Origin of the sequence: Proteus sp. fly-1067, assembly GCF_040139345.1 — a bacterium.
Taxonomy (GTDB): Bacteria; Pseudomonadota; Gammaproteobacteria; order Enterobacterales; family Enterobacteriaceae; genus Proteus; species Proteus vulgaris_B.
In genome coordinates, this window is record NZ_JBEEUL010000005.1 from 227,699 (window position 1) to 245,785 (window position 18,087).

Sequence of the window (18,087 nt, forward strand, 5' to 3'; positions counted from 1 at the left end):
ATTCATCTAGGTGATTAAAGTCTCATAATTATGTAATTAAACTACATTTATTTATGGTTTGAATACATAAAGACGTAGCTGAATCGTGTCTGCATGTGAAAAAAAATTACAAAAGGGCTTTTATTAACCAATAAAATAGAGTACATTATCTCTCGTAGGGTACAGAGGTAAGATGTTCTATCTTTCAGACCTTTTACTTCACGTAATCGGATTTAGCTGAATATTAGCTGCCCCAGTCGACTTTATTTCGACTGGGGCATTTTTTTGCCTAAAATTTGCTGAAGTGGTTTATGCTAGAAGTGAAAGGGGAAAGGTAATTTTCCCCTAATCAATAAAAGAATAGTCAGTTTCTGGATAGGAAAAAGAAGAGATTAAACGTTATTGTCATTTACAGGCGCTTCTTCTTTGCCTGAGTACCATTCATTAAGTGTGTTACGTAGCTTATCAATACCAATTTTTTTCAATGATGAAAAATATTCGATACGAATATCACCGACTTTACTTGCTAGTGCATCACGTACACTCATCAATTGTTGTTTACGGGCACCAGATGCCAGTTTATCGGCTTTAGTCAGTAAGACGAGTGTAGGAAGTTCAGACTCAACAGCCCAGTCAATCATTTGCATATCGAGGTCTTTTAGTGGATGACGAATATCCATTAAAATAACCACACCTTTTAAGCACTCTCTTTTTTGTAAGTACTCGCCTAAAGAACGTTGCCATTTGCGCTTCATTTCTTCAGGAACTTGAGCATAACCGTAGCCAGGTAAATCGACTAAGCGTAAACCCTCTTCAATTTGGAACAGATTGATTAATTGAGTACGACCTGGGGTTTTACTGGTTCTTGCTAACCCATTTTGTTGGGTTAATGCATTTAAAGCACTGGATTTACCGGCATTAGAGCGACCCGCAAAGGCAATTTCAATCCCTGTATCTGGTGGTAAATGGCGGATATCAGGCGCACTGATGATGAAATGTGCTTTTTGGTAATTAAATTGGGCCATTATGGTATAAACCTCTCTGAAATAATGCGGCTTCTCATGCATACTCATTTCAATTCTGCGTGAGAAAGAATATCTAAAATATCTATTTGCTCTATTTTGGCGCAATTTAATGACTTATAACAGAGCTTAAAAATTAAAATTTACTCTGTTATGACGTAATTAGACTTATTAAGCGTAAATAAAGGTAAATGATTGGCACTATTTACCTCAGCGAATTAGAATCCCTGCATATTAAGTAAGTTGTAGACTATTAAAGTAAAGGATCCCTGCATGTTAAAACGTTTTCTTGTCACCTTCGTTACCGCTTGCACTTTAACAACAGCGACTTTTGCAATGGCAACGGGAGAAACCTTCGTTAAATTAGTCACCTCTGAAGGCAATATTGAAATATCACTGGATAATAAAAAAGCCCCAATAACAACGAAAAATTTTATTCAGTATGTCGAAGATGGATACTATAACGGCACAACTTTTCATCGTGTTATCCCCGGTTTTATGGTTCAAGGCGGTGGTTTCACCGCTGATTTGCAACAAAAGCAAACCAGAGCACCTATTAAAAATGAAGCAGATAATGGGTTACGTAATGTAAAAGGCTCTATTGCTATGGCACGTACGTCGGATAAAGATAGTGCAACCAGCCAATTCTTTATTAATGTGGCTGATAATGCCTTTTTAGATCACGGGCAACGTGATTTTGGTTATGCCGTATTTGGTAAAGTTGTAAAGGGTATGGATGTGGTTGATAAAATTTCACAAGCACAAACCCGCAATATCGGTCCTTACCAAAATGTGCCAGTAAAAACGGTTACTATTTTATCTGCTGAAGTCGTAAAAGAATAAACGCATTATTAGGATAGGATATTTACGTATTCTAATAAGATAAAATGCATATAAACCGGAATGGAAGTATTCATTCCGGGATTTTTAGTACGAAAAAAATATTTTTTATCGTCTGTTTTTTCGTGTGATCTCCTGCAATAAGTATTCATTACACTATTAATCACTGTATTCATCATCAATTACCGTCATTATTGTTATTGCGCAATAAATCAGCAGATTTTCTTGCTTACTATTCATATTTTATACCTGTGCTATGATAATCGGCTTTGTTGTACCCAAGTCGGTTAAACAACGAGCTATTTTGGCAATTATACACTCGCTTTAAAATAGTAATAAAATAGATAATGATAAGAAAATCAGTCGGATAGGCTAATATGCTGTTACTTATTGATAATTACGACTCGTTTACCTACAACCTCTATCAGTATTTCTGTGAATTGGGTGCTGAGGTTGTTGTTAAGCGTAACGATGAGATTGACCTTAAAGAGATAGAAAAGATGATGCCAGCACATCTTGTTATCTCGCCAGGACCTTGTACTCCTGATGAAGCAGGGATCTCTCTTGAGGCTATACAGCGGTTTGCTGGTGAAATCCCCATTCTTGGCGTTTGTCTTGGACATCAAGCAATAGGGCAAGCTTTTGGTGCATCTGTTATCAGAGCACGAGAAGTTATGCATGGTAAAAATTCATTGATACATCATAACCAACAAGGTGTTTTTAAAGGACTTAATCGCCCTTTAAGTGTAACGCGCTATCACTCTTTAGTGATAGATGCTACGACGTTACCAGTGCCTTTTGAAGTAACGGCATGGAGCCAACATGATGGAAATGTTGATGAAATTATGGGAATTCGCCATCGTACACTTCCAATTGAAGGGGTTCAATTTCACCCAGAAAGTATTTTAAGTGAACAAGGGCATGAGTTATTAAATAATTTTCTTAAATATTAATAGGATAGTATTTAAATAGCGAAATAACACCTTTTTATACAAAACCACATTTGATTTTTTATTCATATTTAGTGATTATATTTTCATATTAAATATGAATGACGATCAGGTGGGGTAATGACAAAGCAAAGTATCAACCGGGCAACTTACGATCAAGTAATGTTGCCAATTTATTCACCCGCAGAGTTTATTCCTGTCAAAGGGATGGGTAGCCGTGTTTGGGATCAGCAGGGAAAATCGTATATTGATTTTGCTGGTGGTATTGCTGTTTTAGCACTGGGGCATGCTCATCCTGCCCTTAATCAAGCCTTGAAAGAACAAAGTGAACAACTTTGGCATGTTAGTAATATATTTACTAATGAACCAGCATTACGTTTAGCGCAAAAATTAATAGATAACACATTTGCGGAACGTGTCTTTTTTGCTAATTCAGGTGCAGAAGCGAATGAAGCCGCATTTAAATTGGCTCGTCATTATGCCATCACTCGCCATAGTCCTTATAAAACTAAAATTATTGCTTTTCATCATGCATTTCATGGCAGAACACTGTTTACAGTATCTGTCGGTGGGCAGCCTAAATATGCAGATGGTTTTGGTCCTAAGCCTGCAGATATCGTGCACGTTCCTTTTAATGACTTAGATGCGGTTAAAGCGGTAATGGATGATCACACTTGTGCCGTTGTACTAGAACCAGTTCAAGGTGAAGGTGGTGTAACGGCGGCAACACCTGAGTTTATGAGAGGGCTACGTGAGCTGTGCGATAAGCATCAAGCCCTACTTGTTCTTGATGAAGTACAAACAGGTATGGGGCGTACAGGTAAGCTTTTCGCTTATATGAACTATGATGTGATACCAGACATTATTACAACCGCAAAAGCACTAGGAAGTGGTTTCCCTCTCAGTGCGATGTTAACAACACATGAGATAGCTTCTGCAATGGGTGTAGGGACTCATGGTACAACTTATGGAGGTAATCCACTCGCTTGTGCGGTGGGCAATGTCGCATTTGATTTAATTAATACGCCTGAGGTACTTGAGGGTGTAGAAAAGCGTTATCAATGGATTGTAGATGAGCTCACGGCAATAAACCAAACCTACAACGTCTTTTCGCAAATCCGTGGACAAGGATTATTGATCGGTGCACAACTCGCACCACAATATGAAGGTAAAGCCAAAATACTATTAGGATTAGCTGCAAAGCATGGTTTAATGATGTTAAATGCAGGCGCTGATGTTATGCGTTTTACGCCATCATTAATTATTACCCAAGAAGAGCTACAAGAAGGAATGGTAGCATTAAAAGCGGCTATTGCGGAGTTTGTAAAAGAATAGTCCTTATTATAAACCCCATCACAAGAATGGGGTTTATACAGATCTTTTTATCAATAGCCCTTTGTATCGGGCTATTGTTTGTTCGGGTGGGGAAACTTAGCGAGTCCCGTAAACGACGATTGTTTTACCGTGTGCAGAGATCAGGTTTTGATCTTCCAACATTTTCAGAATACGGCCTACAGTTTCGCGTGAACAACCAACGATTTGACCGATTTCCTGACGTGTAATTTTAATTTGCATGCCATCAGGATGCGTCATAGCATCGGGTTGTTTTGCTAAGTTTAGTAAGGTTTGTGCAATACGACCTGTTACATCAAGGAAAGCAAGGTTACCTACTTTTTCTGATGTGGTTTGTAATCTGTTCGCCATTTGAGCTGACAGGCGCATCAGAATATCAGGGTTAACCTGAATTAATTGGCGGAATTTTTTATAGGAAATTTCTGCTACTTCACAGGCTGTTTTTGCTCTAACCCATGCACTACGTTCTTGATCTTCTTCAAATAATCCAAGTTCACCGATGAAATCCCCCTGATTCAGGTAGGAGAGGATCATTTCTTTCCCTTCTTCATCTTTAATAAGAACAGCCACGGAACCTTTAACAATATAATAAAGTGTTTCCGCTTTCTCACCTTGGTGGATCAGCGTGCTCTTGGATGGATATTTGTGAATATGGCAGTGTGACAAAAACCATTCAAGAGTCGGGTCTGTTTGCGGCTTGCCGAGAACCATTCGCGTTATCCTCTGTACGTTAAATGCAGCCTTTCAAAACGGATGGACTCCCTTTTGAGACAGCGTGCTTAAAAATCCTATCTTGACCTATTAACTTCCTGAGAACACGGTAAGTTAATATGGAGTAGATTATAATAAATGAGAAAATAATGCATTGATCTTAACCACTATCATCAAGCAGATATTGTTTTTAACACAATTAGTGCATTAAGTCTCGTTTTACGCAGTCAGCATAATAAACCTATTTGCTAATTGCTAGTTGAATTATGAGAATGTACTCTTTTAGTTTCTGTCATGTTTAGAGGGAAAATAAATGGAAGCACGAGTTAAGTGGGTTGAAGATTTATCTTTTGTTGGTGAGTCTTCATCAGGTCATCAAATAATGATGGATGGGAACTCTGGCGATAAAGCACCAAGCCCAATGGAAATGGTCTTAATTGCTGCGGGGGGATGCAGTGCGATTGATGTAGTTAGTATTTTACGCAAAGGGCGACATCAAGTCACTGATTGTGAAGTAAAATTAACATCAGAGCGTCGCGAAGAAGCCCCTCGTTTATTTACTGATATCAATTTACATTTTATTGTTTCAGGTAAAGAACTCACAGATAAAATTGTTGAGCGAGCTGTTCAATTATCTGCAGAAAAATATTGTTCCGTCTCTTTAATGTTAGGAAAAGCAGCTAATATTACACATTCATTTGAAATAAAAGATGCTGAGTAAATTTGATATTTTAAAATAAAGTTTAATTTGGAAATAATATCCCTTAAATAAGGGGATATTATTTTTATAAAAATAGAGTTTATTTTTGTTAACTGATCTTTTCGCCATTTAATAATTTTTTGACTAATGGTGCCATAATTAATTCCATCGCTAATCCTAATTTTCCACCAGGCACCACAATCGTATTTATTGTTGACATAAATGAGCCATGCAACATTGCCAGCAAATAAGGAAAATCAATATCAGTTAAGCCTCTAAAGCGAATAACAATAAAACTTTCATCAAGAGTTGGGATAGCTTTAGCTGAGAATGGGTTTGATGTATCGACGGTAGGGACTCGTTGAAAGTTGATGTGAGTACGCGAAAATTGCGGAATGATATAGTTAATATAATCATCCATTGAGCGTACCACTGAATCTCTTACGGCTTCTTGTGAATGACCCCGTTCAGTTGTGTCGCGGATAAGTTTTTGTATCCACTCAAGGTTAACGATAGGGACCACACCCACTAATAAATCAACATGCTGTGCGACATCATGTTCATCAGTGACAACACCACCGTGTAATCCTTCATAAAAGAGTACATCGGTATTATTGGGTAATGATTCCCATGGTGTAAAAGTTCCTGGTAATTGGTTGTAGGGCGTCGCTTCATCATAAGAGTGTAAATATTTACGTGATTGGCCTTGTCCTGTTTCGCTATAATGGCTGAATGTGGAACTCAGTAGGCTAAAATCATTTGCTTCAGGGCCAAAATAGCTAATATGTCGCCCTTGCTCTTTGGCTTTTCTTATCGCCATATCCATTTCAGGGCGAGTATAGCGATGAAAACTATCTCCATCAATTAAAGCAGAATGTGCATTAAGTTGTTGGAATATCTTACGAAAAGCTTGGCTCGTGGTAGTCGTTCCTGCTCCACTTGAACCAGTAACCGCGATGATAGGATGTTTGACTGACATAGATTATCCTTTTGCAAATAAGGTTAGCCCTTATTGGTGGCGATATTGCGCTCTGGGTGATCAATCAGAGCGAAACTGCGATGCAGGCATAATATTGACGCTTTCATGAAGTTCTGACCAAACTAACACGGCTTCACCGGATTTAAGTTGTTTTTTTACGTCGGCGACTTTTTGTTCTAGCGTCTTCTCTTGGATACCATAATCAGTGCCTTCTCGTAAAACGAAACTTTCAATAAGATTGTCTAGTGTCTCAGTGGAAAGTTCGTTCCAAGGTATTATCATTTGGTTTTCTCCAAATAAGCGGACAACCAGTCAGGTATTCGATTTTCAAGCCACATCACGGGTTTAGAAAGCTTGCCACTAACAAAACCCACATGCCCGCCAAATTCAGTAAGTTGATATTCAATATTATTCGGTAGTGTTGTGATATCAGGAATAACATCCGCAGACATAAAAGGATCATCTTTAGCGTGAATAATCAGTGTTGTTTTCTTTATTTTATTTAATAAAGGCAAAGCACTGCATTGACGATAGTAATCAAGGGCATCTTTGAACCCATGAATTTTAGAGGTAATCAGATCGTCAAATTGGCGTAGCTTTTTGATGGATTTTATTGTCAACAAACTAATTGGCAATGATTCAGGATAGCGGATCAACTTGCGTGTTGCGTTATTTTTTAGTCCTTTTAATAGATACCATTGGTAAAAACGGGAAAAACCACGCTCAATTTTAGCTGAACAAGGCTCTAACATTAATGGTGCTGATACAATAACAGCTGCATCTACAACGGCATTTTCACCACTCTCAGCAAGGTAATAAGCGAGCATGTTACCTCCAAGAGAGTAGCCAACAGCCGCTGTTGGCTGTTCACCAAATTCCTTTTTTAGCCAATTTAAAAAGTAGCGAGCATCTTCGGTTTCACCTGAGTGATAGATGCGTTTTTGTCTATTGGGTTCGCCACTGCATCCTCTAAAATGCATCACAACACTTAACCAGCCTCTCTCTTTTGCTGCTGATAACATGCCATGAACATAAGGACTGCTAAAGCTTCCTTCTAAACCATGAAAGATAACTAGCCTTGGCTTATCGAGAGCCATTTTAGGATCTTCACTCCATGCCAAATCGACAAAATCATTATCAGGAAGGTTTAGTCGTTGCCAGTAAGGCGTTAATAGTGGTGTTCTACGCACTATTCGTGGTAAAAGCGTTTGTAAATGTGGATTTTTAGCCCAACGCATTGGATTAAAGTATTGAGACATATTTTCCGTCTATCAAAATGAATTAACACTTGTTTGCTAAATAACATACTGCTATTTTCGGTGAAAATAAAACATCTGTCACATCTTTGAGCGCTCGCTATGACAATTAGCCTTATTTTTTCTTTAACTATTTTCTTGTTTATTGCTGCTATCACACCTGGACCCAACAACTTATTACTTACTTCATCAGGTGCTAATGTCGGTTTTAAAGGCTCATTAAAGCTTATGGCGGGTATTATGCTGGGAATGCAATGTGTTTTACTTAGCTCGGCATTTGGTGTGGCTGCATTACTGATTATTTATCCTGCATTGCATATAGGATTAAAGATAATCGGGAGTGCATACTTACTTTGGCTTGCTTGGAAAACAGCAACATCATCTTATCAACGTTTAGATATCCCTGCAAAAACGCCACAAGCAGTAAGTTGGTTTCAAGGTGGATTATTACAATTTCTCAATCCTAAAGCGTGGATGATGGGATTAGGGGCAGTTGGGAGCTTTAGTTTATCTGGTGATGCCTATTTTAGTTCAATTATCGCGATGAGCATTGTGATGGTGATAGTGAATTTTGTTGCAGGCATTGTTTGGATTTTAGGGGGAACTTTAATCAGCTTATTTTTACAAAGCAGAAGGTCTTGGTTTATTTTTAATATTTCAATGGGATTATTAACAGCGCTCTGTGTTCCTTTGATTTGGATTGAATAAATAACTATAAATCAATGAGTAACTTAATTATTTTGATTTAAATAATGCTTTTTTAAGTTTAGTTGACATGATTGTTCTAAACACCCATCAAAAAAAGAGTATTAATCTAGTGAAAGAGAGATCTATGATCGCCTGTTATCACGGGTATTTATGTTAAAGTGCTCTTTTATATAATGTGAGAATAAAACTTCCTCATTTTATATAAACGTGATTATTTAACATTTTCATTTATCTAAATTTATACTTTAAAGTGAAAAATAATTCTCGCGAATAGGAATTATTTATTCCTCTTTACTGGTTGTAATTAAAGAAAATTTTATTGTATATATGTTTTTAGTGTGTTTTTTTATTGTTATAACTTAATAAAAGCGTTTAAAAACGCAATATTATTGAATATATATAGATTGAATTTATATTCTCTTATTGACCAAAAAGAATAAATTATTATTAAAAATTGGAAAAAAAACAAATTAAGTATTATAGAATATCGTGGTTAATGAAGAAAAGCAGATAAAAAAGATAATTATAAACCTATTATAAAAGTAAGTATTTTAATAATAATATTACTTTTTATAATTCATTGTTTATGTTCTATTTTTTTATTTGTTTTTATCTAAAAACCTAAATAGCTTTAGGTTTCAAACTCTTTATCAAGAATGATCCCATATATAACGATATAGTACTCGAAGTGGATATTGTCATTATGCCAACATTAACAAAAATTGCTTGGATCAAACCAGGTATGGCTACAAATCAGCGTAAAATAGCAGATTATATTTTAGATAATCCTGAAAAGATGGTGACACTTTCATCACAGCAATTAGCTGTAATTACGGGTGTTAGTCAGTCTGCGATTGTTAAGTTTAGTCAAAAAATAGGATTCAAAGGTTTTCCATCTTTGAAACTTGCAATAAGTGAAGAGCTAGGCCGGAAAAATGCAGGTACAGGGCAAAATACTAGCATATTACATAATCAAATAGGTTCTGATGATAGTTTAGTTGTTATTGCACAAAAACTGGCACAAGAAAAAAATAATTCTATTAGTGATACAACTCGCCAAATTAATTATTTTCATTTTGAAAAGGTGATCCAGCTTATTGATGAAGCCCAACGTGTTCAAATTATAGGTATTGGTGGTTCTGGGTTGGTGGCCAGAGATTTAAGTTATAAATTACAAAAAATCGGCATCACGACACTTATTGAAACGGATCATCATGTCCAAATATCTGTTGCTCAAATGTTAAGTTCAAAAGACTTACAAATAGTTATTTCTTATAGTGGAAAACGAAAAGACATGTTAGTGGCAGCCTCTGTTGCTAAAAAACAGGGAGCAAAAATTATTGCTATTACAGGAGAAAAGCACTCACCATTAGGCAGAATTTCTGATTATATATTAGAAACAATTGCGGATGAAGGAGAGTGGAGAAGTGCCTCAATCTCATCTCGCACTGCACAAAATACAATAACAGATCTTATTTTTATGGCGTTATTAAAGAAACGTGATGAATGTGCGAAGACATTAGTGCTAAGTTCTCAGGCATTAATTAATAGCCTAGATAATTAAAAATTTTGAACTGATTCAAAAAATTAATATTTAAAGGTAGGTATTTACACTTATTACTAAAGTTATTCTCCCAATGGCCGAAACGATAGTTATTTAGGCAGTGTTTTTTTGTTGAGATATTTTAATTTCAATGTCGAGGAGAGTAACTAATGCGTAACAATCAACCGGTGACACAGCGAGAATACCCGGTATCTGAAAACGCAACACTGATGTCGACGACAGATCTTGATGGCAATATTATTTATGCCAACGAGGACTTCGTCGAGGCCAGTGGGTTTTCAGTAGAGGAACTAGTGGGAAAACCCCATAATATTGTCCGGCATCCTGATATCCCTTCAGATGTTTTTAAGGATATGTGGAGAACCTTAAAACAAGGCGAAGTTTGGACTGGGATCGTTAAAAATAGACGTAAAAATGGTGATCACTATTGGGTAAGGGCCAATATCACGCCTATTATTCGTCACGGTAAAATTCAAAGTTTTATGTCGGTCAGAACCTGTGCACTAAAAGAGGAAATAGCACAAGCTTCAGCACTTTATGATGCATTTAATCAAGGTAAATATCCTTCTCACACCTTTTTAAAAGGTGCTTTTGTTTATAAGGGATGGCAACGTTGGCGCTCATGGAATCAAACTATTTCATTAAAAAAACGCCTTCGGCTTTTTATTCTATTCCCTCTACCGTTTATGTTGTTAAGCGCATGGTTTTCTGGCCTATCCAGCTATGCTCTTTTGATGCATGTCGTTGTTTTACTATTATTACTAATGGCGAATGAGCGCATTCTGTATTTTCAAATTGTTAAACCCATCATTCAATTAAATAAACATGCTAATCGAGTTGCAACAGGAGACGAACATAACGTTGCTTACCTTAATCGTATTGATGAAATCGGGATGACTCAGCGTTCAGTTAATCAGTTAGGGCGAATGTTCCGTTGGTTAGTGAATGATGTAAGTCATCAAATTCATCAAGTCGATATTTCTTGTGATCAACTCGCAGCGGGTAATCGTGATTTATATGTAAGAACGGAACAAACAGCCAGTAATGTTGAAGCAACAGCATCTACGATGAATGAGCTTACTACAGCGGTAAGTAGTAATAGTGAAACTGCGGGGCAGGCAAATAACCTTTCTAATATCACCTGTGATGCGGCGATAAAGGGAGGTAATGCAATGGATAATATTGCCAATACTATGAATGATATTGCGAAAAGTTCAGAGCGGATCAGCAATATTATTGGTGTAATTGATAGCATTGCTTTTCAAACCAATATCCTTGCATTGAATGCATCAGTAGAAGCTGCTAGAGCAGGCGAACAAGGGCGTGGTTTTTCTGTGGTAGCGACTGAAGTGAGGGAGTTAGCACAACGCAGTGCAGAAGCAGCTAAAGAGATCAAAAAATTGATTAGTGCTTCAAGTAGTAATATCAAAGTTGGTTCAAAACAAGTCAATGAGACGGTCAGTACGATGGAGGATATTGTCGTACATGTCAAAAATGTGACCGATTTAATTGGTGAAATTAGTCTTGCTTCATCAGAACAAAGTGCGGGACTAAAGGAGTTAGGCCGTGCAGTTGAAAAGTTGGAATCGATTACGCATGAAAATGCTAACTATGTTTCTAAGGCTTCAATGATTTCAGGTGAAATGAAAGTACAAACTAATTACTTAGTCAGTGCAATTAATGTATTCCATTAAGTTGTAATTATTAGGAAATAAAAGAAAAAGACACCTACTAAAAATAGGTGTCTTTGTGTTTATCTAAATCATATTTTAATCATGAAAAAACGGTAAGTTAAAAGCTTGTCCAATCATCGTCTTCATCATTTTTAACTGATGCTCCTTTCACGAAATTCTTCTCTTTTATGTCATCCTTGGTGGTGTTTTTTATTTTTTCTTCTTTTGGTTGCAGTGATTTTTCAGAAGAGAATGATTTTTCGATTATGGTATGTTGTGATTTTTTATTGTATTGCTCACTTTCAGCAGTCTTAAATTGCTCAACGATCTGTTCAAGATTGCCAGCTTCTTCGGTTAGTAAACTAGCAACAGAGGAGGATTGTTCAACCATGGCAGCATTTTGTTGGGTGGCTTTGTCCATTTCTGTAACCGCAAGAGAGACTTGGGTTATACCACGTGTTTGTTCTTCAGATGCCGATAAAATTTCTGTCATTGAGTCTTCAACATGTTTTACAGATGTCAGTATTTCACCCATAGAAATACTGACTTGTTCAACAAGATCATTGCCATGACGAACTCGACTTATTGAGGCATCAATTAATTCTTTAATTTCCTTCGCTGCTTCAGCACTACGCTGTGCTAACTCTCTCACTTCAGTCGCTACCACAGAAAAACCACGCCCTTGTTCACCTGCTCTAGCAGCTTCAACAGCTGCATTTAAGGAAAGAATATTGGTTTGAAAGGCAATACTGTTGATAACGGCGGTAATTTCGCCAATCTTTTGTGAGCTGTCGGCAATATCCGTCATGGTTTTCACCATGCGATTAGTGACATCGCCCCCTTTACTGGCAATATTTGATGTTTGATTGATGAGATGTGAAACTTCACGAGCGCTTTCGGTATTGTTTCTCACTGTTGCTGTGAGTTGTTCCATACTCGATGCGGTTTCTTCTAATGCGCTAGCTTGTTCTTCAGTACGGCAAGAAAGATCGGTATTGCCTGCTGATAATTCTTGAACACCTGTGTAAATATGATGACTTGTTCCCCGAATAGCATTCACAATTAATGAGAGCTCAGTGCGCATATACTGAATACCCGTAATTAATTGGTCAATTTCATTATTTCCTTTTGCTGTGATGTTTTTATTTTCTAATAAATTCCCTTGTGAAATTTCTGACATATAATCCACGATTTGATTGATACGTAAAACAATATTTCGACGTATCCAAAGCACAACAAGAACTGTAAAAAGAATAAAAATAAACATAAAAACAAACGCTAAAATTAACGTTCGTTCATAATTACCTTGTGCAGCTTGTGTTGCATGGGTCACCACATTATCACTGAGGTAATCTGTTGCTTCATAGAGGGATTGAGTAAAACGCTCATTAGTATTATGAGCATAAAGAGATTGAAAGCCGTAGTAATCTCGAATTTCTAAACATGAGGCAAGCTGATCAAGATCGTAAATAACACGATTAAAAAGCTTTTTCATACTTTCTATTTTTTCAGGATCAAAGTTGGCGTTAGTTGCAGAAGTAAAGTATGAGGTAATAATACGTGTAATTTCTTGTTTTCGTTGTGGATAAGTGGAAAGAAATTGGGTGATTTTATCTTCTGCAATGTCAGGAGTGAGATGGGCTTCAAACATAACATTAAGCATATCTTCACGTAATTTATTTAACTCTGCATAACCATAATCCATCGTTTTTATCTGTTCAAAGCCATTCGCTAATTGTGAGATCCGCTTATTTGTTAAACTCGCATCACGGATACTCATTGCACCAGAGAAAAGTTGAATAATGCAAAACAGTATTAAAATAAACATTAAGCCATTAGATATTTTTATTCGTTTCAGCATAGCCTTACCTATTTAATTGATTTGTAGGACACACAGCAAGGAGCGATAACTATTTATCAATTAAACTTATTCGGCTTAATATCTAAAAACTTTATTGTTTCTACTCTATTTAATAGTAAAGACGACTTATATTTCTTTTTTTAGCTTTAATTATCAGCTAATGGCTAAAATATTCTAATGATTTATATAAAAGACTATAGGTATATTGGCTTACTCATTTTTTATGTTAATCGATATAATAATAAGTTTTTGTAATGATTTTGCTGAATAAGAGAGCAATAATGAGCAGTGTTTTTTCTTTATTTATCGATTTATCTTATAATAAGTGAAATAAACGTATTGATTTCGAAAATACTCTCAATGTTTCTTAAAAAGCGTTCTTTTTTCTGTATAAAAAAGGTCACTTTTTTGTGTTTATGTGCGGGAGAATTGAAATACTCCCAGAAATTAACTGGGAGTATGGTAGGTAGAGGTTTTGTTATATGTAATTGACTACTTATTATACTGAGCGTTTACTTTCTTTTGTATAAGAGGTCAACTTAAAAACTTTCCCAATTATCATCGGTTTCATGGTGATTTGTCTTTATTGTCGGTGTTTTAATCGCTTCTTTTTCTTGCGGTTTTGCTGAGAATGTGGGGAGTTTCGTTAGGGTCGGTTTTTCATTCTCAACTTTAAATGTATTGACGATGATATCTAACATGCTGGCTTGTTCACTTAATGTGGCAGAAGCCGCAGTTGATTGTTCAACCATAGCTGCATTTTGTTGAGTTGCCTTATCCATCTCATTAACAGCAAGACTAATTTGTGCAATACCTCGAGTTTGTTCTTCTGATGCAGATAGAATTTCTTTCATTGAACCCGAAACGTGATTAACGGATGTTACAATTTCACCCATTGATAAACTGACTTGTTCAACAAGATCATTACCTTGTCTTACCCGTAAGATTGTGGATTCAATAAGCTCTTTGATCTCTTTAGCTGCTTCAGCACTTCGTTGAGCCAAGTTACGTACTTCACTTGCTACTACAGAAAATCCTCGGCCTTGCTCGCCAGCTCTCGCTGCTTCAACGGCTGCGTTAAGGGCTAAGATATTGGTTTGGAATGCAATATCATCAATAACAGCCGTAATTTCACCAATCTTTTGTGAGCGATCGGCAATATCTGTCATTGTCATAACCATTTTATTACTGTGTTCACCACCTTGAACTGCGATATCTGCAGTACTCATCACTAACTCTGTGACTTCACGAGCGCTCTCTGTGTTATTGCGAATGGTTGCAGTCATCTGCTCCATACTGGATGCTGTTTCTTCTAGCGCGCTAGCTTGTTCTTCAGTTCGGCTGGATAAGTCATTATTACCTGCAGCAATCTCTTGTACACCTGTATAAATAGCCGCACTACTATTTCGGATAGAGCTTACCATCTCTTTTAATTGTGCGCGCATTTGCTGTAATCCCAGCATTAACTGGTCTATTTCAGTATTACCTGAAATGTCACTGTCCACACGACTGACTAAATCACCTTTAGCAATTGTTTCTTGATAGGTGATCATTTGATTAATACGAGCAATGATATATTTACGGATCCAAATAAGAACTAATGTGGTGAAAATAAGGAAAATACCCATGAAGGTAGACGCTATCCACAGCATGCTGTAATAGTTCTTTTCCGCTTCAGTTACTGACGGATTAACCACTTCATCGGTAATAAAGTCTGTGGCTTCATACAGTGAGTTAGTAAAGTTAGTATTCGCTGGGCTTTTCAAGATCAATCGAACAGCATTAGTATTTCGTTCACTTAAATATTGTGCCAATAAATCAAGATCAGCTCGACTTTTTTGATAAAGCTGTTTGATTTGTGCCATACGTTGCTGATCGAAACCTGTTTGAGCGGATAACTCAACATACTCATTCATCAAAGCATCAACTTGTGCCTTACGTGCTGGCATAGTTTGCATAAATGTGGTGATGTTTGCATCTTCTGCTTGAGGATTTGATATATAGCTAAATGCTTGCGCAATAATATCCGTACGCAATGTATTCAACTCCGCATAGGTATTATCCATTGTGCGTAGTTGGTCGAAACTGTATGAAATTTGCTTGAGTTTATTTTGAGTCTGGTAGGCATCGTGAATGCTTTGTACTCCAGAAATGATCTGAATAATACAAAACAGAGTCAGGACACACATTAAACCTTGAGAGATTTTAATTCGTTTTAACATAACCCTACCTATTAGCTTTGCCTTTTTGTCGGTAAGTGGGAGGTCCACTTAGCAGAATGATTAATTCGGCTGGAATGTTAGAAACTTTAGTGTGAAAGGATTTATTTCCCTTACTTAATATGAATAGTCAGAAAATAAACATTAGATTGTTATTTTTACTGGGGTATTGCCAGATAGGGTGAGATTATATTTTGTGTAAATAGTGCTACTGTAAAATGATATAAATCCCTTAAGTAAAATGAATTGTATAAATTTTAAGAATGAATGATGGGATAAAAATAAAGGAACTATTTTACTTAAAACAGTTCCTTTTTTAATGAATGATAGATTATTACTGAGAGCCAAATGTGTTTGTCATCTCTTCCAATGTTTCCTGTAATTCCATCCATTCCATTTCAACGTCTTCAAGTGCTGACTTTGCGATACCTTGTCGGCTTAAACAATCTGAAAGCTCATTTTTACGGCTGATATCGTAAATGCCACTGTCAGAAAGTGCTGTTTCAATGAGAGTAAGCTCTTGGCTAAGTTTATCCATTTTACTTTCTAAGGTGGTCAGTTTTTTACGTAACGGTTGAGTTTGTTGTCTAAACTCTGCTTCTTTACGTTTTTGTTCTTTTTTGTCTTGCGCACTTAAATTTGTCGTCGTGGTATTATCTTTATCTTGCTGATTTTTATTGGCTTGTGTTTCTTGGCGATTTTGATCAACTAACCATTGTTGGTAATCATCCAGATCGCCATCAAAAGGCTCAACTTGACCATCGTGAACAAGATAGAGGTCGTCAGTGGTTGAACGCAGTAAATGCCTATCATGCGATACCACGACAATTGCGCCTTCAAAGCTAATTAACGCTTGAGTCAACGCTTGACGCATATCTAAATCGAGGTGGTTAGTTGGTTCATCCATTAACAGCAAATTAGGGCGTTGCCAAACTAAAAGAGATAACACTAAACGCGCTTTTTCACCGCCAGAAAACTGACCACACGCATCTGTAACCTTATCGCCATGGAAGCCAAAACCTCCAAGATAGTCACGTAATTTTTGTTCAGTCTCTTTAGGAGCTAAGCGAGTTAGATGTTGTAGTGCAGACTCATCGGAGCGTAGAAATTCTAATTGATGCTGTGCAAAGTAACCCAATTTAATGCCTTTTGAGAGAGCCATTTTTCCTTGTAATGGCTCAAGCTCCCCAGCAAGTAATTTGATTAAAGTTGATTTACCTGCACCATTTCGCCCTAATAATCCAATACGTGATCCAGGAATTAAATTCAGTTTAATATCATTAAGAATAATTTTTTCACCATAACCGGCACTGACTTTTTCCATCGATAGTAGTGGATTAGGTAAACTTTCAGGTTGGCGGAAGCTAAATTGGAATGGGTTATCAGAATGAGCTGGAGCAACGCGCTCCATTCGCTCAAGCATTTTCACTCGGCTTTGTGCTTGTTTCGCTTTAGTCGCTTTCGCTTTAAATCTGTCGATAAAACTTTGTAAGTGTGCAATTTTTGATTGCTGGTTTTCAAACAAAGCTTGTTGCTGAGCGAGTTTTGTTGCTCGTTGCATTTCAAACGAAGAGTAGTTACCTGAATATTCAAAGATTTTTTCTTGTTCGATATGCAAGATTTTATCCACGATCGGATCAAGGAAATCACGGTCATGGGAAATCAAAATTAAGGTGCCAGCATAGCTTTTTAGCCATTTTTCAAGCCAAATAACAGCATCTAAATCTAAGTGGTTGGTAGGCTCATCGAGTAATAGTAAATCAGAGCGACAAATTAATGCTTGCGCTAAGTTTAAACGCATTCTCCAACCACCTGAAAATGATTTTACAGGTTCATTTAGTTGTTGTTGGCTAAAACCAAGACCATTTAGTAAGGTTGCCGCACGAGATTGAATTGTCCATGCATTAATGGCATCTAATTGCCCGTGAATAAGTGCAATTGCGTGACCATCGTTTGTCTCGTTAGCTTTTTGTAATCGTTGTTCTAACTGGCGATATTCTCTATCACCATCAATAACATAATCAATCGCGGGTACATCAAGTGCAGGTGTTTCTTGGTTAACCCACGCCATAGCCCAAGTACTGGGAAAGGTGACATTCCCCGCTTCTGCTTGAAGCTCACCTTTTAATAAAGAGAGTAATGTGGTTTTACCACAACCATTTTTGCCGACTAGACCAATTTTTTGCCCTGGATTAATGGTTGCACTGGCATTATCTAGTAACACTCTGACACCACGGCGAATTTGCAAAGAAGAAAAAACAATCATAAATAT

General features: G+C 36.9%; 16 protein-coding genes. 8 read left to right on the top strand and 8 right to left on the bottom strand.

What is annotated here, in order from left to right:
* Positions 1–172: 172 nt before the first annotated feature.
* Positions 173–220 (top strand): small protein SpfP, encoded by a 48-nt coding sequence (gene spfP / locus ABN217_RS20660; protein WP_438361642.1) that lies wholly within the window; start codon positions 173–175, stop codon positions 218–220.
* A 151-nt stretch (positions 221–371) separates the two neighbouring features.
* On the opposite strand, the gene yihA is transcribed toward spfP, so the two are convergent.
* Positions 372–1,004, bottom strand: a complete 633-nt coding sequence (gene yihA, locus ABN217_RS09785) for a ribosome biogenesis GTP-binding protein YihA/YsxC (protein WP_109408929.1) — start codon at positions 1,002–1,004, stop codon at positions 372–374.
* A gap of 270 nt (positions 1,005–1,274) precedes the next feature.
* Between yihA and ppiA the strand changes: the two genes are divergently transcribed.
* From ppiA to argD, 3 genes are all read left to right on the top strand, one after another.
* Positions 1,275–1,844, top strand: a complete 570-nt coding sequence (ppiA, locus tag ABN217_RS09790) for a peptidylprolyl isomerase A (protein ID WP_072068777.1) — start codon at positions 1,275–1,277, stop codon at positions 1,842–1,844.
* A 374-nt stretch (positions 1,845–2,218) separates the two neighbouring features.
* Positions 2,219–2,794 (top strand): aminodeoxychorismate synthase component II, encoded by a 576-nt coding sequence (locus ABN217_RS09795; protein ID WP_196554357.1) that lies wholly within the window; start codon positions 2,219–2,221, stop codon positions 2,792–2,794.
* 117 nt (positions 2,795–2,911) lie between these two features.
* Positions 2,912–4,126: a bifunctional acetylornithine/succinyldiaminopimelate transaminase gene (argD, locus tag ABN217_RS09800; protein WP_196554356.1), complete on the top strand. Its 1,215-nt coding sequence runs from the start codon at positions 2,912–2,914 to the stop codon at positions 4,124–4,126.
* 96 nt (positions 4,127–4,222) lie between these two features.
* Here the strand turns inward: argD and crp are convergent, their stop codons facing one another.
* Entirely contained in the window at positions 4,223–4,855 is a 633-nt protein-coding gene (gene crp, locus ABN217_RS09805) for a cAMP-activated global transcriptional regulator CRP (RefSeq protein ID WP_004246872.1), read from the bottom strand.
* Positions 4,856–5,168: 313 nt separating this feature from the next.
* On the opposite strand from crp, the gene ABN217_RS09810 reads away from it, so the two are divergent.
* The gene (locus tag ABN217_RS09810) at positions 5,169–5,576 is read left to right on the top strand and encodes an OsmC family protein (protein ID WP_036933917.1); all 408 of its coding nucleotides are present in this window, start codon (positions 5,169–5,171) and stop codon (positions 5,574–5,576) included.
* Between the two features lie 88 nt (positions 5,577–5,664).
* Here ABN217_RS09810 and ABN217_RS09815 read toward each other — a convergent pair whose 3' ends face one another.
* Genes ABN217_RS09815 through ABN217_RS09825 form a run of 3 tightly spaced genes read right to left on the bottom strand, consistent with a single transcriptional unit; the run spans position 5,665 to position 7,793 of the window.
* Positions 5,665–6,534, bottom strand: coding sequence for a phosphoribulokinase (locus tag ABN217_RS09815; protein WP_072068774.1), 870 nt, complete (start codon positions 6,532–6,534; stop codon positions 5,665–5,667).
* A 60-nt stretch (positions 6,535–6,594) separates the two neighbouring features.
* Positions 6,595–6,816, bottom strand: coding sequence for a YheU family protein (locus ABN217_RS09820; RefSeq protein ID WP_036933921.1), 222 nt, complete (start codon positions 6,814–6,816; stop codon positions 6,595–6,597).
* Positions 6,813–7,793 carry a hydrolase gene (locus ABN217_RS09825; RefSeq protein WP_349459359.1) on the bottom strand — a complete coding sequence of 327 codons (981 nt, stop codon included), beginning with the start codon at positions 7,791–7,793 and terminating at the stop codon, positions 6,813–6,815. Before ABN217_RS09825 ends, ABN217_RS09820 begins: the two co-directional genes overlap by 4 nt.
* 99 nt (positions 7,794–7,892) lie before the next feature.
* Here ABN217_RS09825 and ABN217_RS09830 point away from each other — a divergent pair, with 99 nt between their 5' ends.
* The 3 genes from ABN217_RS09830 to ABN217_RS09840 all read left to right on the top strand — a co-directional run bounded on the left by ABN217_RS09830 (position 7,893) and on the right by ABN217_RS09840 (position 11,756).
* Positions 7,893–8,498: a LysE family translocator gene (locus tag ABN217_RS09830; RefSeq protein WP_072068772.1), complete on the top strand. Its 606-nt coding sequence runs from the start codon at positions 7,893–7,895 to the stop codon at positions 8,496–8,498.
* A gap of 703 nt (positions 8,499–9,201) precedes the next feature.
* Complete coding sequence (locus ABN217_RS09835; RefSeq protein ID WP_072068771.1) at positions 9,202–10,062, top strand: SIS domain-containing protein; 861 nt, start codon at positions 9,202–9,204, stop codon at positions 10,060–10,062.
* A gap of 149 nt (positions 10,063–10,211) precedes the next feature.
* Positions 10,212–11,756, top strand: a complete 1,545-nt coding sequence (locus tag ABN217_RS09840; RefSeq protein ID WP_196554355.1) for a methyl-accepting chemotaxis protein — start codon at positions 10,212–10,214, stop codon at positions 11,754–11,756.
* A 97-nt stretch (positions 11,757–11,853) separates the two neighbouring features.
* Here ABN217_RS09840 and ABN217_RS09845 read toward each other — a convergent pair whose 3' ends face one another.
* The 3 genes from ABN217_RS09845 to ABN217_RS09855 all read right to left on the bottom strand — a co-directional run bounded on the left by ABN217_RS09845 (position 11,854) and on the right by ABN217_RS09855 (position 18,081).
* Entirely contained in the window at positions 11,854–13,596 is a 1,743-nt protein-coding gene (locus tag ABN217_RS09845) for a methyl-accepting chemotaxis protein (protein ID WP_196554354.1), read from the bottom strand.
* A gap of 539 nt (positions 13,597–14,135) precedes the next feature.
* Positions 14,136–15,818, bottom strand: coding sequence for a methyl-accepting chemotaxis protein (locus ABN217_RS09850; protein WP_196554353.1), 1,683 nt, complete (start codon positions 15,816–15,818; stop codon positions 14,136–14,138).
* 331 nt (positions 15,819–16,149) lie between these two features.
* Positions 16,150–18,081: an ABC transporter ATP-binding protein gene (locus ABN217_RS09855; RefSeq protein ID WP_196554352.1), complete on the bottom strand. Its 1,932-nt coding sequence runs from the start codon at positions 18,079–18,081 to the stop codon at positions 16,150–16,152.
* Between the last annotated feature and the right edge of the window lie 6 nt (positions 18,082–18,087).